Source organism: Paenibacillus sedimenti (assembly GCF_014534655.1).
In the GTDB taxonomy this organism is placed as follows: Bacteria; Bacillota; Bacilli; order Paenibacillales; family NBRC-103111; genus Paenibacillus_E; species Paenibacillus_E sedimenti.
The window spans coordinates 161,745-183,904 of the sequence record NZ_JACVVD010000009.1 but is presented as its reverse complement, the minus strand read 5'-3'; the positions used below and the strand labels follow the sequence as shown (position 1 = coordinate 183,904).

The following is a 22,160-nucleotide window of genomic DNA, read 5'->3' as shown; positions in this document are numbered from 1 at the left end:
AATCATTTGCACCAGCTCACAATACATCTCTCAGATTCGTAACCTTCTGGATGAAAACATTCATCGCCATCGTAGGCGAATGATTATGTTTACTTATCATAAAGAAATCTCGTGTAAATGCATTTCCCTTCAGAGGAATTTCGCTCAACTCGCCGCTTTCAAGCTCTTTGCGAACGATAGAACGCGATAGAATCGCAATGCCGAGTCCGGCTGCCACGGATTCCTTAACGCCTTGGCTGCTGTTAAATACATAGGAACGCTTGATCCGAAGACCTGCGTCATGAATGAATTGATCGCTGAATGCCCGCGTTCCGGAACCGCTCTCGCGTAGAATCCAGATTTGGTTTTGGAGCCGATCCGGATTTACAGCACGCTCGCCCGACAATGGATGGCTAGGCGGCGCAATCAGAATTAATTCATCTTTCATAAAAGGGGTGATGTGAAGCTCGGTGTCCTGGACTTGTCCCTCAACGAGTCCGATGTCCAAATCATTGTCACGTACGGATTGAACAATTTCCAGTGTATTGCCAATGTTAACGACAGCGTCAACCTGCGGATATTGATTCGCGTATTCAGCCAGCAATCGCGGCAGCATATACTCGCCAATCGTGAAGCTGGCGCCAATTTTCAGCGATCCGCTAACCGTATGCTGCAGCAAATTAATTTCCTGCTTTGCTTCATCATAAAGCGCCAAGATTTGCTTCGCGCGTTTATATAAAATTTCGCCTGCCTCGGTTAACTTCACTTGCTTGGGGGAGCGGTGCAGCAGCTTTGCCGCCAGTTCATCTTCAAGATTTCGAATATGCTGGCTGACACCGGGCTGGGAGATATGAAGCAGCTCGGCAGCCCGGGAGAAGTTTCTTTGTTCGCACACTGCTGCAAAAACAGTAAGCGTATCAATAATCAAAATTAGACCCTCCGTCCACCTAAACAACGTTGAGTCAAGTTTATCATAAGTATTACTTATGATACAAATACGGGATTTGTATTTCCTTTCTTTGCTGCTCCGACTTATAGTGAGGTTATCCAAGCAAATCTTCGGAGGAGTGAAAGACGATGGCACAAGCCAAGGCAATCCCCTACAGCACTAAGCAAACGGGCTTCGGATTTGCTAAAGGAATCGGACTTACATTAGGACTGGCGCTCATTGCAAAAGGGTTGTCAGGACTTCCCATATTAAGCATCATAGGTCAGTTAGTCATCGCCATTATGCTGGGAATAGGCTGGAAAGCAGCCGTAGGAGTATCCGATCATACATTTGCAGGCGCATCTTTCGCCAGCAAAAAGCTTCTTCGCCTCGGCATTATTCTGCTGGGGATGAGGCTGAATATGGCTGACGTTATCCAAGCAGGCCCACATCTACTCCTTTTAGCGATTCTCCAAATCGCGTTCGCCATCAGTGTTGTTTATGGGCTTTCCCGATTGTTTAATGTCGAACGTAGACTTGGGATGCTTACAGCATGCGGGACAGCCATATGCGGTGCCGCGGCGATTGTAGCTATATCGCCGCAAATGCGAGCGAGTGATGAAGAGACGGCAATCAGCGCGGCATCAGTCGCCATATTGGGTACAATTTTTACATTGATCTATACCATCATCTATCCTTATTTGAGGTTAACGGCAGAAGGTTATGGCATATGGGCTGGAGGAACTTTGCACGAAGTTGCGCACGTCATCGCAGCCGCTGCACCCGTAAGTCGAGAAGCTGAGGATATGGCCGTCATGGTTAAGCTGAGCCGAGTTGCGATGCTCGTACCTATAGCCGTTTTGATCGGGATATGGACTCGCCGCTTAGAAAAGAAGAAAAATAGAAATGAGCCAATCCCAAGAAACTGGAAGAGGATTCCCGTGCCATGGTTCATTCTTGGCTTCATAGTCATGTGCGGCGTTAACACGTCCGGCATACTGTCTAAGGAACTTACCAACGATCTTATTGTCGTGGCTTATTTCTTAATTACGATGGCGATGACGGGTCTGGGACTTAGTGTGAATATCGCGGCTTTCCGTAAGTTTGGTATCAAGTCGTTCGCAGCTGGACTAATCGGATCCATACTGCTATCGATTTTTGGCTACGGTATAGTCGTATTCAACGGATAATTCCGTTTATAAACCCATTTCAAGGAAATAATGATGCTAGATACAGTTCATGAATACAATGAGGGACACAAGCATGAGGTTTTTCAGGAAATTATGTGAAGGGTCATGAAGAAATGAAGAAATAGAAGGAGTAAATCCGATGTGGACAATCGCGGGAATCCTTATCGCTGCGGCTTTAATTGTAATAATTGAAGTCCCCGCTCTTTGGAGAAAAAAATGGATCAAGGAAATATGGGTACATGCCATTCTGCTCCTTATTGGGACTGGTCTTAGCATTGCGCTCAGTTTACGAGTCAAAATTCCAAATCCGCTTGATTGGATTACATTTGTGTATAAGCCTTTCAGCGACTTGCTGGCAAACTGGTTGAAGTAAAGTGTTGATCTGCGGAATAATAGCTCCGGATAAAAGGAAGTATTGACAATACAGACTAGTTGTAACTATAATGATTACATCTAGATTTGTTGTAATGATATTGATTACATCAAAAACAAACATCATTATAGTGGAGGGACTATAACATGAAAATAGCCATTATTGGAGCAAGCGGAAAAGCAGGAAACGTGATTGTGAAGGAAGCATTGGATCGAGGGCATTCGGTTACAGCAATCGTTAGAAGCGCATCGAAAATCGACCGTGATCAAGTTGCTGTATTGGAGAAGGATGTTTTTGGACTAACATCTGCGGATTTGAGTGGTTTCGATGTGGTTGTGAATGCTTTCGGGGCAGCGCCGGGACAAGAGATTAAACATGTAGAAGCAGGGAGAGTGCTTATTGAAGCGTTGAAAGGAGCTCCAAACACAAGACTTCTAGTCGTTGGCGGAGCAGGCAGTCTGTATGTGGATCCTGACAAAACCGTCCGTTTGGTCGATACCCCTGAATTCCCTAAAGAATATCTGGCAACTGCATTGAACCAAGGTGAAAATCTGAAAGAGTTACAGCAATCGGATTCCATCCAATGGACATTTCTCAGTCCGGCGGCTTTCTTCAATCCAGCAGGCAAACGAACAGGCGCATATCAAAAAGGTAAAGATCACCTGTTGCTGAACGCTCAAGGTCAAAGCTATATCAGCTATGCGGACTACGCAATTGCCGTATTGGATGAAATTGAGAACCCGCAGCACCGGAACGAACGCTTCACAGTTGTTGCTGAAGCTGAATAAGGGAATATTTAGGGACGTACAGTGGAAGATTAATTCCCGGTACGTCCTTTTTCTATGAATAGGTTTATTCTTTGTACCAAGGATTCAAATGAATGAGCACTTCATCCACATCGGCATGTTGGTTCATAATCGATCTTTTGATTTCTCTAGAGATATCATGCCCCTGTTGAATACTCAGTTCACCCGGAATGGAAACTCTGGCATCCACTAGAATATAGTGGCCATGTTCCCGTGCACGAATACGATCAATACGTTTCACTTGCGGAATGGCTTGAATAAGAGACGCGTATTGCTGCAGCTTTTGCTGATCGACCGTCTTTTCCATGAGGATATCAAAGGATTCTTTGCCCATCTCGATGGCCAGCTTCAGAACTAGCAAGGAGACGATAATTCCGGCTGCTGCATCGCCATAGGCTAGATAATGGATCTTGTAACCTTCGCCTATAAAAGCAAGACCGATACCTATAACCGCCGCTAACGATGCATAGACATCAGCAAGGTGATCCTTAGCTGTCGCAATAAGACCTTTGCTATTCGTAGATTTGCCGATCTTCAATGTGTATCCGTAAAGTACATATTTCCAAATCAGCGAGACGGCTGCCGCGGTTAACGCGACCAGGCTTGGTGCTGTAGGCTCTTCGAAAAAAGCCGCAACGGAATGATAAGCGATATATAGTGCAGCTACCCCTAAGATAAATGCGACGAATCCGGAACCAAGTACTTCAGCTTTGCCGTGACCGTAGGGGTGGTCGTCATCGGCTGGGCGTTTCGATATTTGCATCGAGCTGAGAGCCGCTACCGTAGCGATAATATCACCCGCGTTATGAACACCGTCAGCCAGTAGAACCTCGCTGTAAAAGAGCAGCCCGATTACGATCTTCGCGACCGTCAAAATAATGTTGCTGATGAGGGATATCCATATCGCCCAGATAGGGGATTTTTTGTTACTGCTCATCAATGATGACCTCCTTCAGAAGTGTTTCCCCAAGGAAAAAAAATCCCTTGACCGATGGGTCAAGGGATTGGGTTCTTTTTTAAATTATCATAGAAATCTAGTATAAAATGAGAGAACATCATTCAACACTTCACTTTACAAAAATATCTTTGTATAATACCACACATAGAAGGAATTTACAAACCCAATTGTTTTATTTGGGAAGCAGGGGGGAGCAGGCTTTGAAAAAGCCTTGGCTTGAAGAGATTGAACAACATTTGCTTCCGGAATTGAAGCTATCCAGTGAGCAGCCTTATAATCCGATTATCGTACACCAAGTTCCAAAGCCGTGGCAGCTTTTGGGTTCCGGCAATTATGCAGCCGTTCTCACACATCCGAATTATCCGGATACGGTTGTTAAAGTATACGCACCCGGCAGGCCAGGATTGGAAGAGGAAATAGAGGTATATAAACGGCTTGGGAAACATCCGGCCTATTCGGAGTGTTTGCATGCCGGCGATTCATACCTGGTGCTGCGTCGATTGACCGGCGTTACTATATATAACTGCATTCGTCTAGGCATTCCGATTCCGCGGCAAGTGCTTCATGACATCGATGAAGCGCTGAAATACGCGGTCAGCAGAGGTTTAACGCCACACGATGTACACGGAAAGAACGTCATGCTGAAAGATGGCAGAGGCTTAGTCGTCGACGTTTCTGATTTTCTGAAGGAAGAATATTGTTCGATGTGGGATGATCTGAAGCGCGCCTACGATCGTTTCTACTTTCCATGGATGCGTAGAATTCCGTTTCCTGAAGTCATCTTGCACATGGTACGCCGTGGCTATCGCAAGTGGAAGAAGTGGTTCCGATGATGCGTCCGTGGTACAATTTGTATGTTGTTTTATTGTACTTATGATCGCATGGAAAGGTTGTTGGATGGATATGAAAGAACGTTTAAACCATTTAAACGCTCTTCTCGAATTGAAAGGGCTGGACGTTGCTTTTATCACACTGCCTAAGTTGATTTATTATTTTACGGGCTTCTATTCGGACCCGCATGAACGATTCATGGCGCTTGTTTGCATAAAGGGGGAGGAGCCCTTTCTCTTTGTTCCGGTTCTTGATCATGAGAAAGCCGCGAGAGTATCGAATGTCAGTAAAATCTATTCTCACAAAGATGAAGAAAACCCTTACGAAGTGCTGAAGTCGTATTTGAGAAGCGGGATTACGCGGATCGGCATCCAAGAAGAGCATTTGAATGTTAAGCGCTATCATGCTTTGATGGAGATGACCGGCGCGGAACAAGCGGTGGCTCTGGAGCCTGGTCTTGTAGCGATTCGCGCCGTGAAAAGCGCAGAAGAAGTGGCTGTCATGAAACGTGCGATTCACTGTATCGAAGAGGTGTTGCGCACGACATTGCCGCTGATAAAGCCAGGTGTGACGGAGCTTGACATCGTCGCTGAGATGGAATATCGCATGAAACGACTTGGCGCGGAAGGCCCTTCGTTCGATACGATGGTGTTAGCCGGTGAGAAGTCTGGTCTTCCGCATGGAGTGCCGGATAACAGTCCGATTCAAGAGGGAGAGCTATTGCTCATCGACGCAGGCGTATTCGTCGATGGTTATGCATCCGACATCACAAGAACGTTTTCCGTTGGCGATATTAGTGCCAAACACAAGGAAATCTACGAGGCCGTTTTACAAGCCAATCTGAGCATGATCGATGCCGGACGTCCGGGCGTCACCATCGGCAGTCTGGATACCGCAGCTCGTCAAGTGATCGCGAGTAAAGGATACGGCGAATATTTCATTACTCGCGCAGGTCACGGGCTGGGCCTCGAAATCCACGAATATCCTTCCATCTATGGGGGGAATCCGGATCTGCTTCGCACCGGGATGGTGTATACTGCTGAACCAGGCATTTATATGTCGGGTCTAGGCGGTGTTCGCATCGAGGACAACGTGTTGGTGACGGAAAATGGTGTGGAAGTGCTAACCACTTTTCCTAAAGAATTAACGATTATCGGTTAAGCTTCAACAACATTGAACCCACAATCCCTCATATGGAGGTGCCAGGATGAGAGTGCATGAGTTTGTCATTCATGCGGACATAGAACGGAGCGATATTACAGAGATCTCCAGTAAATCTTCTCATTTCATATCCGATATCTCAATTGAGTTTACGCATAACCAGGCGCAGCATGTCGTCGATGTAAAAAGTCTGCTTGGTATGCTCCTAGTTCCAATTAAGGCGGGGACGCTGATTCGTCTAGTAACGAAAGGCAAGGACGAGGAAGAAGCCATGCACGATATGTTCAATTTTTTTGAATCCTTCCGATAACCGAGAGCGGGAGCAGAGCTGGCGATCATGCTGGCAATGCTCCCTTTCTCACGAAACAGGAGTTAAAAGGTCTACGAACCGCTGCGCGGCTTTTGATAAATAGTGCTGCTTGAGCCAGATTAAAGCCGAAGATGCCGCAGCCTCGGAGTCCTCGATATGGAAAGCTTGAACGCGATAACCGCGATGCTTCTTGAGTACGGTTTCTGGAACAATGGTGCTGCCGAATCCCGATGAGACGAGCTCCATGAGGATGGAGATATCCGAACATTCGCCAATGATGCGGGGACTCAAGTTCCTGATGCGAAATTCCTCCAAAATCATGTGGAAAATACCTAATCCGTCTGTGCTTGGTAAAATGAGCGGATGCTGCTCAATTTGTTCCAGCTTGATTCGATCTGTATCCTGCACCTGCGGTTCAGACGTTACAAAATAAAACGGCTCCTTCTGCAGCTGAAGGACAGCGAAATCGTCTAGAAGCAGGGGCAAACGGATGATAGCCAGCTCAATGACTTTTTCCTTGACGAGCTTCGCGAGCTGGGCAGATTCGTTTTGTTGTATTTTATAAGTAATATGTGGGTAGGCTTCCCTAAATCTTTGCAACAGCCGCGGTAGGGGTAGTAAGAGATGGTGTTGATTCCGATCGACAACTTGCCGCGGACGCCGCTTCCGATCTGTGTTACCTCCGTTTGCGCTTCTTCCATATCTTTCGTAATTTTCATCGCGTAACGGTACAGTGTATTACCGGCATCGGTCAGCTGTAAAAACCGTCCCCGTTTCTCGAACAGCTTGACACCTAAATCCTGCTCCAGCAATTTTAACTGCTGGCTAAGCGGGGGCTGCGCCATGTGCAGCTTTTTAGCTGCCGCAGTGATCTGCTTCTCCTCGGCGATGGCGATAAAATAGCGTAATTGTCTGATATCCAACCTTCTAATCTCCTATTAGCCATATGATAATCGTATGGAAAAGCTATAAAATATATATTATTCCTATGATGAATCCCATGTTATCATATTTTTGCACAATGCGTTTGGTAAATTACACAAAGACAGCATCGTTGTGCAAAGGAAGGATGATGGATTCATGTTTCACAAGAAGGTAGTTCGTGATAATTATGCTAAATAAAATATCGCCGAAAATTTGGTTAGCCGGTGTGCAGTGGCTGTTTTTTATTTTTACGAACACGATTGTCGTACCTCTGTCGATAGGACACGCGTTTCAATTAGCTCCCGAAGAGATCGCGGCTTCATTGCAGCGTTCTTTTATTTTGACCGGCGTGCTTTGCATTCTTCAAGCCCTATGGGGGCATCGGTACGCAGTCATGGATGGTCCTGCCGGGCTATGGTGGGGACTCGTGTTGAATCTGTGCACGTCAGCCCAAACGGTGGGCATGAGCTTAACGGAAGTAGGAGGGGGACTCGCCAGCGGGTTTCTGTTAGCGAGCTTGACGATGATCGTCCTCGGAAGTCTAGGCTTTGCCTCCTTCCTTAAGAAAATATTCACCCCGATCGTCATGGGTGTTTCCTTATTCCTGCTGACGATTCAGCTGGTGATGAATTTCTTTAAAGGGATGCTTGGGATGAATGACGCGGGTGTAATGGATCTGAAAGTCGCTGCTCTATCGATAGTAATCGCTCTATTCGTAGGGGCGATACACTTGAAAGGGTCACGCCTGATCAGCAGCTATTCGATCTTAATTGGTATTATTGCCGGATGGATCGCTTACGAAATCTTAATTCCTACGACGGCTCAAGTCCAGCAGCAAGCCGGCTCTCTGTTCGCACTGTTCCCTTGGGGGAAACCGAATCTGCAGATCGGCATAATCTTAACGGCATTTATCGTTGGGTTAATCAATATGACGAATTCAATCACCTGTTTAGCGACAGTGGAAAAATTGTATAAGACCAAGACGTCGGATGCGCAATATAAACGCTCCTACTTGTTAACCGGCATCTTCACTGCGTTCTCCGCCTGCTTTGGGCTGCTGCCTTTCGGCTTGTTCACCTCTTCGGTCGGACTTTTGGAAAGTACCAAAATTCTGGAACGCAAAGCGCTGATCATCGGAGGGGCGATGTTTGCGGCACTAGGCCTAATTCCGGCTATGAGCGGGTTGCTCTCATCACTGCCTTCAAGTGTTGGAAACGCCGTGCTTTTCGTCGCTTATTTACAAATGTTCGGCACGTCGCTCCGGACGATTCAAGGCATTCAGTTTAATTCCAAAACGATATACCGGATCGCGCTGCCAGTCCTGCTTGGCATCAGTATCATGAACATTCCGCCGCAGGCTTACTCGATGCTTCCGATGTATATTCGGCCGCTTGTGAGCAACGGGCTGGCGATGGGCGTTATTCTTTCTTTGATATTGGAATCTCTGGTGAACTGGACGAAATATGAGCTTCCCGTGACGCCATCCCATGTCAATTCCACAGGAAAAACTGCGTGAGAAGGTATCCTCACGTTGATTAATTCAGCGTATCTTTCCTGAACCGGGATGGCGTAATCCCTTTATACTGTTTGAATAGCTTCGTAAAATAATTCGGATTACCGCAGCCGATACGTTCGGCAATTTCCGTCATGGTTCCGTCCGTTTCCATGAGAAGACGCTCGGCTTCACGCATTCGAATAAGATTCATATATTCGATAAACGTGCTCCCTGTCGTCTTTTTGAACGTTTTGCAAAAGTGAAACACATTCAGGTTCACATGCTTCGCGGCTTGTTCCACGGTCATTGGTTCACTGAAGTGAGCTTCCATAAATTGCAGCAGCTGCTTGAATCTTTCACTGTTTCTTAGTAGGGGCGGCGAAACTGCTTCAGAGCGTGCAGCTGGCATGAATGCCCTCGAAAGCAGCGTGATTAGCATGTAAAGCAAGCTTCTAACGATCAATTCGTATCCTTTCATTTTCGCATCGAACTCGTGAATGATTTGCTCCAAGAGGGAGCTGTAGGAGAGATACCGATCGTTGTCACTAGCCACTTTGACCGGGAATGTCACTTGACCATTCAGAAAGGGCTCGATCCATTTGGCATGTGCCGGATCCGGCATTGCTTGACCGCGCAGCAGAGACCGATTAAAGACAATGGAAACATACTCCACATTGTGCTCGCTCGTGCTATAACCCGTATGAAGGCCGCCGGAGGGGACGATCAGGATGTCGCCAACGCGTACCTCATAAGGTTTGCTGTCGATATGGAATACGGCATGTCCGGCTTTCATGACGATGATTTCGAAATGCTCATGCCAATGCATGAATAAAATCATGGAGCCTTTCTGTACCGAATTGGCTTGGTTATGAAAAACGTTAATCGGATAGTTGCTGTCATTTAATCGGGTATCTTCCCGAAGCTCCTGAGGGTAGCCCATGTGCGATCCTCCAAACACAAGATTGAACTGAAAAAACACAAGATTGTATAGAGATATACGTCAAATTAATGTCTACAATGGAGTTGTTACGATTACTATAACCAATTTTGGAATGATGGACAATGCGGCTGGACAGAATTGATAGATGAAGGAGTGCATACAAATGAGCAGCTATCGGATCGTTGTCGTCGGATGCGGCAGCATGGCGAACGCATGGGTGAAAAATGTGATGGAGCGTGAACATGCGGAGGTCGTCGCACTGGTCGACATTAAAGCGGAATTCGCGCAGGCGATGGCTGATCGCCATGGATTAACATGCGCGGTCTTTACGGATGTGGCGCAGGCGATTAAGGAGACTGGCGCGAATCTGGTGCTGGACATCACGATTCCGTCCAGCCATTTCCAGGTCTGCACGACAGCGCTTCAGCACGGCTGCGATGTCTTCGGCGAAAAGCCGATGGCCGCCACGATGGCGGAAGCGCGCGAGATCGTGGACATAGCCGAGCAGACGGGGAGGTCACTCTCCGTCATGCAGAACCGTCGCTACGACGCGAACATTCGTGCGTTGCGCGGGCTTATAGACGCGGGCACGATCGGCCGCGTCGGGTATGTCGGCGCCGATTTCTTCCTGGCGCCGCATTTTGGGGGCTTTCGCGACGCGATGGAAAGCCCGCTGATCCTGGACATGGCGATCCATACGTTCGATCAGGCTCGCTTGATTATCGGGGCAGACCCCGTATCGGTGTACTGCCACGAATTCAACCCTCCCGGCTCGTGGTATGCCGGGAACGCTTCGGCCATCTGCATCTACGAGATGTCAGATGGATCGGTGTTCTGCTACCGCGGCTCCTGGTGCGCGGAGGGGGCGCCGACCACGTGGGAAGCCGCGTGGCGCGTAACGGGTGAGCACGGCACGGCGATCTGGGACGGGCTCGGTACGCCGTACGCCGAGATCGTTGCGCCAGGCGACCAAGCCGGCAAGTTTGTCCGCGACCATAAGCGAGTGGAGGCGGACGTCACTTGGCCTGGCCGCAGCGGGCATGCCGGCTGCCTTGACGAGATGTTCGCCGCGCTGCGGGAAGGCCGTCGGGCGGAGACGGACTGCCGCGACAACATCAAAAGCATGGCGATGGTGCTCGGCGCGCTGGAAAGTGCGAAAAGCGGGCGAAAAATTGATTTAAGGGCTTATTGGCGCTGAGGAATTATAGCCCTGCTAAGATCAGTGCGGAACAATACGATGAACGCATAGCACAACTAAGAACCTGAGGCGCAGGGCACAGCCTCAGGTTCTCTTATTTTTGCAACTGATCAAAATATTGAACGATAAAATCTCGAAATTCAAGTGCAGCTTTGGACAAGTAGTGCTTTTCGTTCCACGCAAGCTGAAAGGCACGTTGACAAACAGGCTCATCGATATGCAGTGAAACAAGCGACGTATCATCCTTATTGCAAGCACCGATAAACGCAACGCCAAGTCCGGCACGAACCAGATTGGCGATGGAGCTAGGCTCATCAACTTCACAAACGATTTTCGGCGTGATGCCGGCTTTTTTACAGAACTCATTATTCATTTTTTGGAATAGATAACCTTCCTTGTACCCGATGAAAGAATCATTTGCCACTTCGCTTAAGGAGATGCTGCGCCGATTCGCCAATCGGTGTCCGGCTGGTACGGCCAAAAATACTTCCTCATTAATCACCGTTTGTTCACGTATTCCCTGCCTTCCGATCGGCAAAGCAGTGAAACCGAAATCGACTTCCCCATTTTCAATCAAATCGGCGATTTCATCCATGGAAGCTTGGGAAATCTGAAAGTTAACTTCCGGGTACTGGGAAAGAAACATGCCCAATGGTTCCGAAAGGCGGTTTAAGGTAGACGTTGCCAGAGAAATGGTTCCGTATTTCATTCCCGCCAGATCGTTAACTTGCCTTCGGCCTTCTTCCAGGGCGGTTAGCGCCGTTTCTGCTTTCTCCAGAAATACTTTGCCAAATGTGTTGAGCCGGATTTGTCTTCCTTGACGGTCGAATAGCGGTACACCCAAATTTTCTTCCAATCTGGCGATGGTCTTGCTGAGCGCCGGCTGAGCGATGCGCAGCTCTTGTGCTGCCTTAGTCATATGTTCCAGCCTTGCTACTGTTCGAAAATATTGAAGTTGCAGCAGTTCCATATTCGTCACTCCTTCATTCATACACTCCGAGGAATTGATTATATAGAATAAGATATATTTTTATTTATATAAAATCAATTATAGAATCATATTATGCAGTTGAACAATAAACTTCCCGGGAAGAGATTATGCACGTACAGATGATTCATCATGTAGAAGGTGGGATGAAAAAAATGGAATCCGGAGCTCAAACAGGAGAAAAATTAATTCGTATTCTCGCATTCACACTGGTCATATCCGTCATGAGTGCGACAATATTCAATATTGTGTTGCCTCAGATTAGTGCGGAGTTTCAACTTTCTTTCGCTCAAGTTAGCTGGGTCTCGTCAGCTTTTTTGCTCATTTATGCGATCGGAACCGTCATCTATGGAAAGTTGGCCGACACCTACAAGCTCAAAAATTTGATCACATTCGGACTCATCTTTTTTGCAATTGGTTCCATGATCGGTTTGGCCGCTCAAGACTATTGGATGGTGCTCCTCGGCCGAATTTTACAGGCAGTTGGGGCAGCGGTGATTCCAGCTACGGCCGGAATTATCCCGATTCGTTATTTTCCGCCGGAAAGCAGGGGACGCGCTCTAGGGATATCGATGACCGGATTGGCGATCGGCAGTGCAATAGGTCCGGTCGTTGCCGCTTTAGTGGTTAGCGTCGTTCATTGGCGATGGCTGTTCTGCATGCCGTTTTTTACTTTGTTCGCGCTGCCGTATTACCGCAAATACTTGGATGATGAAATGGGGAAGACTGGGAAGATCGATTGGATTGGCGGCGGGCTGCTCGCTGGAACAGTTGCTTTGCTGCTTCTTGCAATCACATATGAGTCTTGGATACTCGCCATCGGCAGCTTGCTCTTATTCGTTTTGTTTGCGGCGAGAATTCGTCATGCGGCGGTACCTTTTATTAAGCCTGACTTGTTTAAAAATAAGAGCTATTCTTTGGGGCTGGTCATTGCATTCCTAGTAACAACGATTGGCTATTCGCTTCCTTTCCTAAGTCCGCAGCTGTTATCCCAAGTTAATCATCTGACTCCGGGTCTGGTAGGGTTTGCGATGGTGCCGGCCGCTGTCACGTCGGCGATTTTGGGTCGAAAAGCCGGTAAACTGGCAGATGTAAAAGGCAATTCGTTTCTTTTCTATTCAGCATCCGCGCTGCTCTTCGCTTGTTTTGTTTTCATGTCTGCCTTTGCGGGGATTTCGCCGGTATTCATCGCCTTGATTCTAATCCTCGGTAACGTAGGGCAGACATTCATTTACATTGCCTTATCCAATGCGGTTTCTCGAACATTGCCGAGGGAACAGACCGGGGTGGGGATGGGATTAATGGCGATGTTGAACTTTATTGCCGGCGCTGTTTCCGCAAACGTATATAGCAAGACGGTCGACCATGGCTCATCTTCGAGTTGGAATCCGGTGAATTCGTATCCGGAAGCGTTCGTTTACAGCAATATCTATTTCATTATTGCGATTGTACAAGTGGGCATTCTCCTACTTTACTATTACCAATTCGGCAGAACTGAGCTGAAACGCAAAAACATGAATGCAAAAAATGCTTAATTGCTGAAAAAAAAGAGGAATCGAGGCTAAATGGACCTCAATTCCTCTTTATTTTTTTTTTGCTGCAACCTAGTGAATATCCTTCTTCTTGAAGCGCCCGCCTTTCACATCATGGATGTTGCCAACGGCCAAAAAAGCTTTCGGATCGAGTTCATCGACGATGGACTTCAGTTTCGCTTCCTCTAGCCGAGTAATGACGCTGAAAATGACTTTTTTATCATCGCCTGTAAAAGCGCCCTCTCCCTTAAGATAAGTGACGCCACGGCCAAGCCGGTGCGCGATCGCATCGCCAATTTGCTCCGATTCATCGCTGATGATCCACACCGATTTGGACTGGTCCAAACCTTCGATGGTAATATCGATCATCCTAAAGGCGATATAGTAGGCAATAAGGGAGTACATGGCATGGTCCCAACCGAATACGAATCCTGCGCTACCGAGGATGAACAGATTGAAGAACATCACGATTTCGCCAACGGAGAATGGGGACTTTTTACTAAATAAAATGGCTACAATTTCAGTACCGTCTAGCGAACCGCCCGAACGGATGACAAGACCGACGCCGATCCCAAGAATAATACCGCCAAACACAGCCGCGAGCAGGGGATCAATGGTAATGGCTTGGACGGGATGAAGCAGTGTGCTTCCGATCGACATAATGATGACGGAAAACAGTGTTGAAAACGCGAAGGTTTTCCCGATTTGTTTATAACCAAGAAGCAAGAAGGGCAAGTTGAGCAGCACTAGAAACAGACCCAAAGGAAGATGAGTTAAATGCGAAATGATGATCGAAATACCGACAATGCCGCCGTCGATAATGTTATTAGGAACAAGGAAAATTTCCAGTCCAACCGAGAACAGGGAGGATCCGATCAACATGAACAATATTCTTCTTACATATTTAGATCTCTTAAGCTTTTGATGCTGAGACGGTACTTGTTTGTTATGCGTTGTTGCATTCGTCATTGAGGGTTCCCTCTTTCCACAATTCATTCATTTGATTAACGATCTGAAATGATTAATGAATGAATGAGGCCCACGTACAATGAGGTGAATTTGCGAAAAGCAAGCAGGGTTTCCTTCAGTTGTTCCCGGACTTTTGAATAAAGGAAAGGGATAAACACGACAAATACAGTGATAAAGTATTCTTTATGAAAGTCGTCGAACCAGTGAATCAAGTTTTTGTTCGTGAAAATCGTTTCCTTGCCGGGTACGGTTTCTTGATGGGTCAAGACTTGGGTCGTATTGGATTCAACCAATATTTCGACATCCGCAGGAAAGTGCTGGGATATAGGCGGCGTTAAGGGAAATACGAACAAACCAACAATGATCCAAACTAAAATGATCCAACCATGTCTTCTCGTAAAATGAGGCAGAGCTACCCCTCCTTTCACGGTTTGAAACCAAATTTGTTTGAATTGTAGCACTTCAAAACCATGGAGTCAAACCGCGAAATCATTTGTCGAAGTAACAACGTAATCTGGGATTTTTTGTATTGAAAAATGTTATAATGAGTATTCAGAATGGCTGGACATTAATCCGGAAAGGTGGCAATTTGTTGAAAACACCAATTTTATACGGCTCTGTTCATCTCTTATTTTATCGAAATGATGAAGAGGTTTTGCTGCTAAAAAGGATAAATACCGGATTCGAAGACGGCAAATGGAGCGTTGTCGCTGGAAGAATGGATGGCGGGGAAGAAGTGAAAGCTGCCGCAATACGGGAAGCAAAGGAAGAGTCGGGGGTGGATATCGAACCGGCTGATCTGGATGTAATCGGGATCTTTCACCGAAAGAATCGTACTTCGGAATGGGTTGATTTTTTTCTGAAAGTACGGTCATGGAAGGGTCAAATTATCAATACGGAACCTGAGAAGTGCGAAGAATTAAGATGGTTCAATGTGAATGAACTGCCTGATAACATGATTTCCTACATTAAATCGGCCATAGAAAAGCAAGAGCAGGGTGGAGTCTGGTTTGAAAGTGTTGGTTGGTAAGGAGGTAGGGTTGAAAGATGATCCAAATCAGAAATATTGAAATTGCAGATATTGAAAACTATTGGCAGTTAAGGCTTCAAGCATTGAAGACAAGTCCGGAAGCATTTTCTGCGTCCTATGAAGAATCTATTCTGTTGTCCAAGGAAGAAGTCGAGCAGAGGCATAAAAATAAAACAGACAATTTCATACTTGGCGCATTTACGCAAGATGGTCATCTGATTGGCATGACCGGTTTCCTGCGCGAACAAAAGATCAAACTGAAGCATAAAGGAACGATTTGGGGCGTTTATGTCGCCAGCGAATACCGTGGCAATGGAATTGCCAAAGCGCTTTTAACAGAAGTACTGAACAGGGGCAGGGTGCTGGATGGATTGAATCAAATCAATTTGTCTGTAGTAAGTACCAATCGGGCAGCTGCTGAGCTTTACAGGAGTTTAGGTTTTGAAACCTATGGGTTTGAGAAAAATGCTTTAGTGGTCGATGACCGAGAATATGACGAGGAATATATGGTTTATACATACGTCAAAGAGCAGGAAGTGCAAGGGTGACAGGCATGAATCCTAAAAGAATAGCTGCTGAGCGAGCAGTGGAATTTGTCAAAGACGGCATGATCGTCGGATTAGGCACCGGTTCGACTTCATATTGGGCCATTCATCGTATCGCTGAAAAGGTAAATGAGGGCTTGGAAATAAAGGCCGTGGCGAGTTCCAGAAACTCCGAAGACATGGCGATGCAACTCGGAATTCCACTCATTGCTTTTGATGAGATTGATATAATTGACATCACCATTGACGGCGCTGACGAGGTTGATCGGCATGGCAACTTAACGAAAGGCGGAGGCGGTGCCTTGCTGCGCGAAAAGATTCTTGCTGCCAACAGCAAGCAATTTATTGTCATCGCAGACGAAACCAAACGAGTAGAGCTGCTCGGCAAGTTTCCTTTGCCGGTTGAAATTGTGCCTTTCGCCGCTAATCTTACAATCAATCAGCTGAAACGGTTACAGTGCGATCCCGTGATTCGTCTGTTGAACGGCAAACCATTTATGACTGATAATGGCAATCTTATTGTAGACTGCAAGTTCGAAAGCATTCCAGACCCGGAAAAGTTAACGAAACAAATCAATACGATTCCGGGTGTTGCAGAGAACGGTTTATTTGCTCAGATGGCCAATAAAATCGTCACTGGCTACAACGATGGGAGGATCGAAGTGAAGGAAAGATAGTTGCTTATCTTTCCTCCATAAGTCTAGTTCGATCTACTAAATTCCACATATACTAGTATGATCAAAAGTCATTTCATTAGTTAATAGAAGGTGGAATAAAAATGAAAGAAGACGGGGACGTATTAATCATTAAGTTGAACCTGCTGCCATGGTATAACGAGTTAGATGATCAATTAGAAGTCGGTCAACCTGATTTTCCGGCAGCCCAACAAGAGCGAATTATTTCATTCGGGGAGTACACGATCTCCTTTATTTCTCACAAAGAAACGCATCTGAAGAAGGTTAAGAAGGATTAGAAGGATATATCATGACCCTATAAGCCGATATTGAAAGTGCATCCCACCTGTTCGATTATCGAACGGGTTTTTTTGCTCTTCGGAACTTTATGGAATTATTACATGAATTTGAAATAGATTTGCAGGTACATCGGTTAACTTTGCCGAAGGAATAAGTATCCTGTCATGAAAACAATCTACCTGGACTTTCAGACTCAAATGACGAATAAACATAAAATAGTACAACGATGGGCAAGGAGGCTGCTTAGATCATGAATGTCAATCCTCGCATATTGATTCTAACGGCAAGTTATGGTAACGGTCATATCCAGGCTTCGCAAGCATTGCAGCAACAATTTATCAAGCAGGGTGTTGAACAAGTCAAGGTCGTCGATCTCATGAAAGAGGGACATCCGTTTATTAATATGATCACCACCTCACTTGTAAACAAAAGCACGCAAATTTCCAGGATGGGTCTCGATTATTACGGTTGGAGCTATTATTTAACACGGGAAACGAAACGTACAGCCTTATTTCAACGGTCGATGACTGCCCTTGGCAAGAAGAAGTTGAAAGAGATCATTCATGAAGAACGACCTGACGCGGTCGTGAATACGTTCCCCTTTGGTGCATCACCGGAAATATGCAGTGCTTTGGGCATTAGCAATTATACGGTTCTAACGGATTTCGCCTTACATGCAACTTGGCTGCACCCATCCGTCGATAAATACTATGTGGCTACCGAAGAACTGAAGCAGCAAATTGTGTTTAAGGGCTTTCCAAGAGACCGTGTGGAAGTCAGCGGGATCCCTGTGCGCAATGAATTTTTGGAATTAACGAGCAGTCGCATGCAGCATCGAAAAAAGATTCTCGTAATGGCCTCCGATCAAGGAGCGTCAAGCTATACAGAGGATTTGCTAGAGTCTCTAATTACCATCGGCAATTGTCAAGTGATTGTTGTTTGCGGGCGCAATGAGAAGCTCAGACTTAAGCTGGAGTCACGGTTTCCAGCTCAAGAACATTTAATAATTCTTGGATTTATTAGTAATCTTCATGAAATAATGTCAGTCTCAACTTGCATTATCACCAAAGCAGGAGGTCTTACATTATCAGAAGCGATTGCCATGCAGCTCCCAATCTATATCTATAAGCCGTATGCAGGGCAAGAAAGAGAGAATGCGAAATATCTCTCAAGCAGAGGAGTCGCTTCGATTTCAGATAACATTCAGGACATGACGGGCAGCATTAAGCATTTGTTGGAGCATCCAAGCTTGTACGATGAAGTGAGAGCTCGCATGGTGGGAATGCAAAAAAGACAAGCAAGCGCACATATCGTAAATGATATTATCCATACCGTCACTCAACTTGTTTCAGTATCTATTTAAAGCAATCAAAGATTGAACCGTTTGATTTGATCCCATTGTCCCTCTCTGATTAAAATTTCCTTTTGCTTCGGACCAATGATGTCATAGTGGGGATAAGGCGGACGATGATGAATGTATCGCGGATTCAGACCATTGCTTCTGCACCACGTCGTTAGACGTTCTAGATCGGAGCAACCAGCCTTCGTTACGGTGGTTATACCTGGAAACCGCTCATCCAGCCAATAATGGGTCAACAAAGCAATTTCACCGCGACTCACGGCTTCTTTCCAAGCGATGAGTTCTTCTCTCCGAATACCGAATGCCATGAGGACGGATCATCCTTTACTACAATGGAATGTGAATAGGATTAGTATAACACGAAACGCTGTTTTAACCCCGGCAAAGGGGTGGGCAGCGTTTTTTTGTATTATTTTTCTAAAAAAGAAGTTGCCGCCATTTCTTATCATATAAATGGATTAGTCCCATATTCATAAAAGTACTGGCATGACCATTCTTTGCAGAAAGAGTGTGATTGATCATGAGTGTAGGGTACTGGTTGATTGCGATACTTTTGCTGGTATATACGATTATACCAACAGTCCTGGTCCGTCTGTTTGGCGTAGGCGCGTATAAAAAAGGGAGGCTGGTTGATGGCATTGCCTTAACCTTTGATGATGGTCCCGATCCGGACTATACGTCTCAACTGCTTGATCTGTTAGGGAGATTTCAGGTGCAAGCTACCTTTTTTGTACTCGGATCCAAGGCGGAGAGGTATCCTGATTTGATCTTGCGGATGCACCAAGAAGGGCATTTGATTGGCATTCATAACTATGCGCACAGGGCGAATGCATGGATGACGCCTCGGAAAGTCCGAAAGCAATTGAATGACTCGGTGAAGGTCATCGAGAACATTATCGGGGTCAAACCGATATTTTATCGTCCGCCATGGGGAATTATCAATATATTTGACTTATTTTTGATGAAACGATTCCATTTCGTATTTTGGTCCTTGATGGTTGGCGATTGGAGGACCAAGGGAGGGAAGGAAAGAATTCTGGCCAAATTGCTTGGCAGAGTAAAAAACAACGATATCATTGTACTGCATGATAGCGGTCAGACTTTTGGTGCAGATCCACACGCGCCGGTGTTTATGCTTGAAGCGCTTGGCGACTTTCTGGAGGAGAGCTCCCGAAGAGGGTATACCATGGTACGAATCGATGCCCGTAGTCAGGCAGACCTTAACTCGAGACAGAAAAACGTGAAGCCATTGAAAAGTATACTTGTTTTCTTATGGCTAAAATGGGAATATTGCTTTCATTGGCTATTCAACATCCATCCGATTGATCAGAATCATCCTATCTTTTATAGCAGAGTTCGCAAATATAAAGGGAAGACGATCTGTATGGATAACGGCGAAGAGATTCGTGCAGGAGATATGGTCGTAGAGCTGCACTTTAACAACAAGAAGCTATTTCAGCTCATTTCCGAGTCGAACTCGATGGTTCAACTCGCTGTGAATATGATTCGCGATGTTCAGCGTTTTTTACCGGCGATGACACAGTATCTTCATATGCACCATCAGGTCAGAGGGGTTTATGGAATTACGATGATCCATCGCGGCTCCAAACAATTGGGCTTTACCGTTGAAGAGCTGCCGAAGGGCTTGTTTAACGTATTCAGCCATATTTATTTAAGGCTGTTGCTTTTCATTATTCATCCGAATGGCAGACAGCGTCTGGAGTTAAAAAGAGGGCTGCTGACGCCACGGATTGTGGCAATCTCCGTACAGGAACTTAAGAGGAGATATCCGGTAGAACCGTTCTCTGACATAACTAAACCTCCGAGACCTTCAGAGCGATGAAATATTACTCGACACCATGTAAATTTTGTACATTAAATAGACGAAAGTAAGGTCCGTTTTCATTCATCAATTGCTCATGAGTTCCTTTTTCTTTAATTTCACCATTTTCAATAAGAACGATCTGATCAGCATGGGTAATTGTAGATAGGCGGTGTGCAACAATTAAGGTCGTTCGATCTTTTGCCAATTTTCCCAGAGATTCTTGAATTAGATGTTCCGACTCCAGATCAAGGGCGGAAGTAGCTTCATCCAGAATCAATATGCTCGGATTCTTGAGAAAGACTCTGGCGATGGCAACCCGTTGCTTCTGTCCACCGGATAACTTCATTCCGCGCTCGCCGATTTCCGTATCATATCCATTGGGCAAATTCATAATAAAATCATGTGCATTTGCTGCTTTTGCTGCATAGATGATCTCATCATCGGCAGCACTCGGTTTACCCAAAAGTATATTTTCACGAACAGTTCCGCTAAACAAAATATTATCTTGCAGCACCATTCCTATTTGAAAGCGCAAGCTCTTTATTGTGATGTCTTTAATATCCTTATCATCCAACAAAATATTTCCTTGCTGAATGTCGTAGAAGCGGGGAAGCAAACTGATAAGCGATGATTTTCCTCCGCCGCTCATGCCTACAAATGCTACCGTTTCACCAGGTTGAATGCTTAGTTGAATGTTTTTTAATACCCAATCCGTAGAATTGTCATAACGAAAACTAACATCTTGAAAATCAATTTTTCCTTGCAATTGTTGAACGGTTCTCGCATGCGATGAATCAACAATGTCGTATGGCTCATTCATAAGTTCGATTACACGATCCAGAGAAGCGCTTGCTTGCGTTAGTTCAGTTGAAGAATTTACCAACCTGCGCAGCGGACTGTACAAACGATCCAAATAGGCAAAAAAGGCTACAAATGCGCCTATCGTAAGGTGGCCTTGTATAACTTGATAGGCTCCATAAGATAGAACAAGCAAGGGAGCAATATCTGTTATTGTATTAATAATGGAGTTGGTTATAGCATTCCATTTCGTCAATGCCAATGCACGATTTAGAAATTTGTTGTTTTTTAAACCAAAATTTTCTTTCTCATAGTCTTCTAAAGCGAAGCTTTTAATGACGGGAATTCCGTTTACCCGCTCATGTAAATATCCTTGCATTTCCGCAAGGGCTTGAGATCTGGATTTGGTTAAGTTCCGTAGCTTTTTATATAACGTTTTGACGGAGATAGCATAGAATGGAAAAACGGCTATAGCAACGAGGGTCAGTCCAAAATCCATATGAATCATAAATCCTATAGCGATCGTTAGGGTGAATAGATCTAGCCATATATTCATTAATCCCGTTTCAACGATATTTTTGGTTTGTTCGGCATCATTGATCATTCGGGAAATAATTTCGCCGGTTTTATGATTTTGATAATAACGTAAGGACAGCTTTTGAATATGCCCATAAAGATGACTGCGTAAATCGTAAAGAATACGGCTCGTTGTTAATTGTGCAAAAAACTGTCGAAGGTATTCAATCGGCGCCCTTATAATAACAAATAGGACAAAAGTAACCATCATCACTTCCATCAGTTGATGCGTTTTTTCAGTTATTGAAAGGGAACTTAGTAATAAGTCATCAACAATATATTTCATAATGAGAGGTAGGATGAGGGGGATGGCAAATTTAACCATACCGATGAATAAGGTGATAAGTACAAGTTTCCGGTAGGGTTTGACAAATTTGAAATAAATTTTGAAACTGCTCATTTTGATGTACTCCTTTTTCTTATAAACCTGACCTATTATAGCAATCCTTTTAGGATATTCAAAGACATGA

General features: G+C 45.5%; 25 protein-coding genes. 15 read left to right on the top strand and 10 right to left on the bottom strand.

What is annotated here, in order from left to right:
* Window positions 1-16: 16 nt before the first annotated feature.
* Entirely contained in the window at window positions 17-907 is an 891-nt protein-coding gene (locus ICC18_RS23025; protein ID WP_188176794.1) for a LysR family transcriptional regulator, read from the bottom strand.
* A gap of 149 nt (window positions 908-1,056) precedes the next feature.
* Between ICC18_RS23025 and ICC18_RS23020 the strand changes: the two genes are divergently transcribed.
* The 3 genes from ICC18_RS23020 (at window position 1,057) to ICC18_RS23010 (ending at window position 3,258) form a co-directional block, all read left to right on the top strand.
* Window positions 1,057-2,097, top strand: coding sequence for a YeiH family protein (locus ICC18_RS23020; protein ID WP_188176793.1), 1,041 nt, complete (start codon window positions 1,057-1,059; stop codon window positions 2,095-2,097).
* A gap of 139 nt (window positions 2,098-2,236) precedes the next feature.
* Window positions 2,237-2,470, top strand: a complete 234-nt coding sequence (locus ICC18_RS23015) for a hypothetical protein (RefSeq protein ID WP_188176792.1) — start codon at window positions 2,237-2,239, stop codon at window positions 2,468-2,470.
* 146 nt (window positions 2,471-2,616) lie between these two features.
* Complete coding sequence (locus ICC18_RS23010; protein WP_188176791.1) at window positions 2,617-3,258, top strand: NAD(P)-dependent oxidoreductase; 642 nt, start codon at window positions 2,617-2,619, stop codon at window positions 3,256-3,258.
* 64 nt (window positions 3,259-3,322) lie between these two features.
* Here the strand turns inward: ICC18_RS23010 and ICC18_RS23005 are convergent, their stop codons facing one another.
* Complete coding sequence (locus ICC18_RS23005; protein WP_188176790.1) at window positions 3,323-4,213, bottom strand: cation diffusion facilitator family transporter; 891 nt, start codon at window positions 4,211-4,213, stop codon at window positions 3,323-3,325.
* 221 nt (window positions 4,214-4,434) lie between these two features.
* Here ICC18_RS23005 and ICC18_RS23000 point away from each other — a divergent pair, with 221 nt between their 5' ends.
* From ICC18_RS23000 to ICC18_RS22990, 3 genes are all read left to right on the top strand, one after another.
* The gene (locus ICC18_RS23000) at window positions 4,435-5,067 is read left to right on the top strand and encodes a serine/threonine protein kinase (protein WP_223192792.1); all 633 of its coding nucleotides are present in this window, start codon (window positions 4,435-4,437) and stop codon (window positions 5,065-5,067) included.
* 70 nt (window positions 5,068-5,137) lie between these two features.
* Window positions 5,138-6,226, top strand: coding sequence for a M24 family metallopeptidase (locus tag ICC18_RS22995; protein WP_188176789.1), 1,089 nt, complete (start codon window positions 5,138-5,140; stop codon window positions 6,224-6,226).
* 46 nt (window positions 6,227-6,272) lie between these two features.
* Window positions 6,273-6,536 carry an HPr family phosphocarrier protein gene (locus ICC18_RS22990; protein ID WP_188176788.1) on the top strand — a complete coding sequence of 88 codons (264 nt, stop codon included), beginning with the start codon at window positions 6,273-6,275 and terminating at the stop codon, window positions 6,534-6,536.
* 48 nt (window positions 6,537-6,584) lie between these two features.
* Here ICC18_RS22990 and ICC18_RS34620 read toward each other — a convergent pair whose 3' ends face one another.
* Both ICC18_RS34620 and ICC18_RS34615 read right to left on the bottom strand, forming a co-directional pair.
* Window positions 6,585-7,094, bottom strand: coding sequence for a LysR family transcriptional regulator substrate-binding protein (locus ICC18_RS34620; RefSeq protein WP_312029594.1), 510 nt, complete (start codon window positions 7,092-7,094; stop codon window positions 6,585-6,587).
* Window positions 7,007-7,459: a LysR family transcriptional regulator gene (locus ICC18_RS34615; protein ID WP_312029591.1), complete on the bottom strand. Its 453-nt coding sequence runs from the start codon at window positions 7,457-7,459 to the stop codon at window positions 7,007-7,009. Before ICC18_RS34615 ends, ICC18_RS34620 begins: the two co-directional genes overlap by 88 nt.
* Before the next feature lie 188 nt (window positions 7,460-7,647).
* Here ICC18_RS34615 and ICC18_RS22980 point away from each other — a divergent pair, with 188 nt between their 5' ends.
* Complete coding sequence (locus ICC18_RS22980; protein ID WP_188176921.1) at window positions 7,648-8,976, top strand: uracil/xanthine transporter; 1,329 nt, start codon at window positions 7,648-7,650, stop codon at window positions 8,974-8,976.
* A 19-nt stretch (window positions 8,977-8,995) separates the two neighbouring features.
* On the opposite strand, the gene ICC18_RS22975 is transcribed toward ICC18_RS22980, so the two are convergent.
* Entirely contained in the window at window positions 8,996-9,895 is a 900-nt protein-coding gene (locus ICC18_RS22975; RefSeq protein ID WP_188176787.1) for a helix-turn-helix transcriptional regulator, read from the bottom strand.
* Window positions 9,896-10,058: 163 nt separating this feature from the next.
* Between ICC18_RS22975 and ICC18_RS22970 the strand changes: the two genes are divergently transcribed.
* A complete protein-coding gene (locus tag ICC18_RS22970) occupies window positions 10,059-11,093 on the top strand; it encodes a Gfo/Idh/MocA family protein (protein ID WP_188176786.1) in 1,035 nt (344 codons plus the stop codon).
* A 94-nt stretch (window positions 11,094-11,187) separates the two neighbouring features.
* On the opposite strand, the gene ICC18_RS22965 is transcribed toward ICC18_RS22970, so the two are convergent.
* Window positions 11,188-12,063, bottom strand: coding sequence for a LysR family transcriptional regulator (locus tag ICC18_RS22965; protein WP_188176785.1), 876 nt, complete (start codon window positions 12,061-12,063; stop codon window positions 11,188-11,190).
* Between the two features lie 173 nt (window positions 12,064-12,236).
* Between ICC18_RS22965 and ICC18_RS22960 the strand changes: the two genes are divergently transcribed.
* Window positions 12,237-13,616: an MFS transporter gene (locus ICC18_RS22960; protein ID WP_188176784.1), complete on the top strand. Its 1,380-nt coding sequence runs from the start codon at window positions 12,237-12,239 to the stop codon at window positions 13,614-13,616.
* Between the two features lie 69 nt (window positions 13,617-13,685).
* On the opposite strand, the gene ICC18_RS22955 is transcribed toward ICC18_RS22960, so the two are convergent.
* Window positions 13,686-14,495 carry a YitT family protein gene (locus ICC18_RS22955; RefSeq protein WP_376745662.1) on the bottom strand — a complete coding sequence of 270 codons (810 nt, stop codon included), beginning with the start codon at window positions 14,493-14,495 and terminating at the stop codon, window positions 13,686-13,688.
* A gap of 122 nt (window positions 14,496-14,617) precedes the next feature.
* Window positions 14,618-14,875: a hypothetical protein gene (locus ICC18_RS22950; RefSeq protein ID WP_188176782.1), complete on the bottom strand. Its 258-nt coding sequence runs from the start codon at window positions 14,873-14,875 to the stop codon at window positions 14,618-14,620.
* 299 nt (window positions 14,876-15,174) lie between these two features.
* Between ICC18_RS22950 and ICC18_RS22945 the strand changes: the two genes are divergently transcribed.
* The 5 genes from ICC18_RS22945 to ICC18_RS22925 all read left to right on the top strand — a co-directional run bounded on the left by ICC18_RS22945 (window position 15,175) and on the right by ICC18_RS22925 (window position 18,494).
* Window positions 15,175-15,612, top strand: a complete 438-nt coding sequence (locus tag ICC18_RS22945; protein WP_188176781.1) for an NUDIX hydrolase — start codon at window positions 15,175-15,177, stop codon at window positions 15,610-15,612.
* A 17-nt stretch (window positions 15,613-15,629) separates the two neighbouring features.
* On the top strand, window positions 15,630-16,160 hold the full coding sequence (locus tag ICC18_RS22940) for a GNAT family N-acetyltransferase (protein WP_188176780.1): 531 nt from the start codon (window positions 15,630-15,632) through the stop codon (window positions 16,158-16,160).
* Between the two features lie 5 nt (window positions 16,161-16,165).
* A complete protein-coding gene (gene rpiA / locus ICC18_RS22935; RefSeq protein WP_188176779.1) occupies window positions 16,166-16,834 on the top strand; it encodes a ribose-5-phosphate isomerase RpiA in 669 nt (222 codons plus the stop codon).
* A 101-nt stretch (window positions 16,835-16,935) separates the two neighbouring features.
* Window positions 16,936-17,130, top strand: coding sequence for a hypothetical protein (locus ICC18_RS22930; RefSeq protein WP_188176778.1), 195 nt, complete (start codon window positions 16,936-16,938; stop codon window positions 17,128-17,130).
* A gap of 251 nt (window positions 17,131-17,381) precedes the next feature.
* A complete protein-coding gene (locus tag ICC18_RS22925; RefSeq protein WP_188176777.1) occupies window positions 17,382-18,494 on the top strand; it encodes an MGDG synthase family glycosyltransferase in 1,113 nt (370 codons plus the stop codon).
* 5 nt (window positions 18,495-18,499) lie between these two features.
* Here the strand turns inward: ICC18_RS22925 and ICC18_RS22920 are convergent, their stop codons facing one another.
* Complete coding sequence (locus ICC18_RS22920) at window positions 18,500-18,799, bottom strand: hypothetical protein (RefSeq protein ID WP_188176776.1); 300 nt, start codon at window positions 18,797-18,799, stop codon at window positions 18,500-18,502.
* A gap of 212 nt (window positions 18,800-19,011) precedes the next feature.
* Between ICC18_RS22920 and ICC18_RS22915 the strand changes: the two genes are divergently transcribed.
* Window positions 19,012-20,334, top strand: a complete 1,323-nt coding sequence (locus tag ICC18_RS22915) for a polysaccharide deacetylase family protein (RefSeq protein ID WP_188176775.1) — start codon at window positions 19,012-19,014, stop codon at window positions 20,332-20,334.
* Window positions 20,335-20,338: 4 nt separating this feature from the next.
* On the opposite strand, the gene ICC18_RS22910 is transcribed toward ICC18_RS22915, so the two are convergent.
* A complete protein-coding gene (locus ICC18_RS22910; protein WP_188176774.1) occupies window positions 20,339-22,090 on the bottom strand; it encodes an ABC transporter ATP-binding protein in 1,752 nt (583 codons plus the stop codon).
* Between the last annotated feature and the right edge of the window lie 70 nt (window positions 22,091-22,160).

Bases quoted from the DNA above. Each gene is read 5' to 3' on its own strand.
- ICC18_RS22990 (WP_188176788.1), top strand. From the start codon at position 6,273: ATGAGAGTGCATGAGTTTGTCATTCATGCGGACATAGAACGGAGCGAT.
- ICC18_RS23020 (WP_188176793.1), top strand. From the start codon at position 1,057: ATGGCACAAGCCAAGGCAATCCCCTACAGCACTAAGCAAACGGGCTTC.
- ICC18_RS23010 (WP_188176791.1), top strand. From the start codon at position 2,617: ATGAAAATAGCCATTATTGGAGCAAGCGGAAAAGCAGGAAACGTGATT.
- ICC18_RS22955 (WP_376745662.1), bottom strand. From the start codon at position 14,495: ATGTTGATCGGATCCTCCCTGTTCTCGGTTGGACTGGAAATTTTCCTT.
- ICC18_RS23015 (WP_188176792.1), top strand. From the start codon at position 2,237: ATGTGGACAATCGCGGGAATCCTTATCGCTGCGGCTTTAATTGTAATA.
- ICC18_RS22925 (WP_188176777.1), top strand. From the start codon at position 17,382: ATGAATGTCAATCCTCGCATATTGATTCTAACGGCAAGTTATGGTAAC.
- ICC18_RS22995 (WP_188176789.1), top strand. From the start codon at position 5,138: ATGAAAGAACGTTTAAACCATTTAAACGCTCTTCTCGAATTGAAAGGG.
- ICC18_RS22915 (WP_188176775.1), top strand. From the start codon at position 19,012: ATGAGTGTAGGGTACTGGTTGATTGCGATACTTTTGCTGGTATATACG.
- ICC18_RS22940 (WP_188176780.1), top strand. From the start codon at position 15,630: ATGATCCAAATCAGAAATATTGAAATTGCAGATATTGAAAACTATTGG.
- ICC18_RS23005 (WP_188176790.1), bottom strand. From the start codon at position 4,213: ATGAGCAGTAACAAAAAATCCCCTATCTGGGCGATATGGATATCCCTC.
- ICC18_RS22980 (WP_188176921.1), top strand. From the start codon at position 7,648: ATGCTAAATAAAATATCGCCGAAAATTTGGTTAGCCGGTGTGCAGTGG.
- ICC18_RS22960 (WP_188176784.1), top strand. From the start codon at position 12,237: ATGGAATCCGGAGCTCAAACAGGAGAAAAATTAATTCGTATTCTCGCA.
- rpiA (WP_188176779.1), top strand. From the start codon at position 16,166: ATGAATCCTAAAAGAATAGCTGCTGAGCGAGCAGTGGAATTTGTCAAA.
- ICC18_RS22920 (WP_188176776.1), bottom strand. From the start codon at position 18,799: ATGGCATTCGGTATTCGGAGAGAAGAACTCATCGCTTGGAAAGAAGCC.
- ICC18_RS22930 (WP_188176778.1), top strand. From the start codon at position 16,936: ATGAAAGAAGACGGGGACGTATTAATCATTAAGTTGAACCTGCTGCCA.
- ICC18_RS22910 (WP_188176774.1), bottom strand. From the start codon at position 22,090: ATGAGCAGTTTCAAAATTTATTTCAAATTTGTCAAACCCTACCGGAAA.
- ICC18_RS22970 (WP_188176786.1), top strand. From the start codon at position 10,059: ATGAGCAGCTATCGGATCGTTGTCGTCGGATGCGGCAGCATGGCGAAC.
- ICC18_RS22975 (WP_188176787.1), bottom strand. From the start codon at position 9,895: ATGGGCTACCCTCAGGAGCTTCGGGAAGATACCCGATTAAATGACAGC.
- ICC18_RS22965 (WP_188176785.1), bottom strand. From the start codon at position 12,063: ATGGAACTGCTGCAACTTCAATATTTTCGAACAGTAGCAAGGCTGGAA.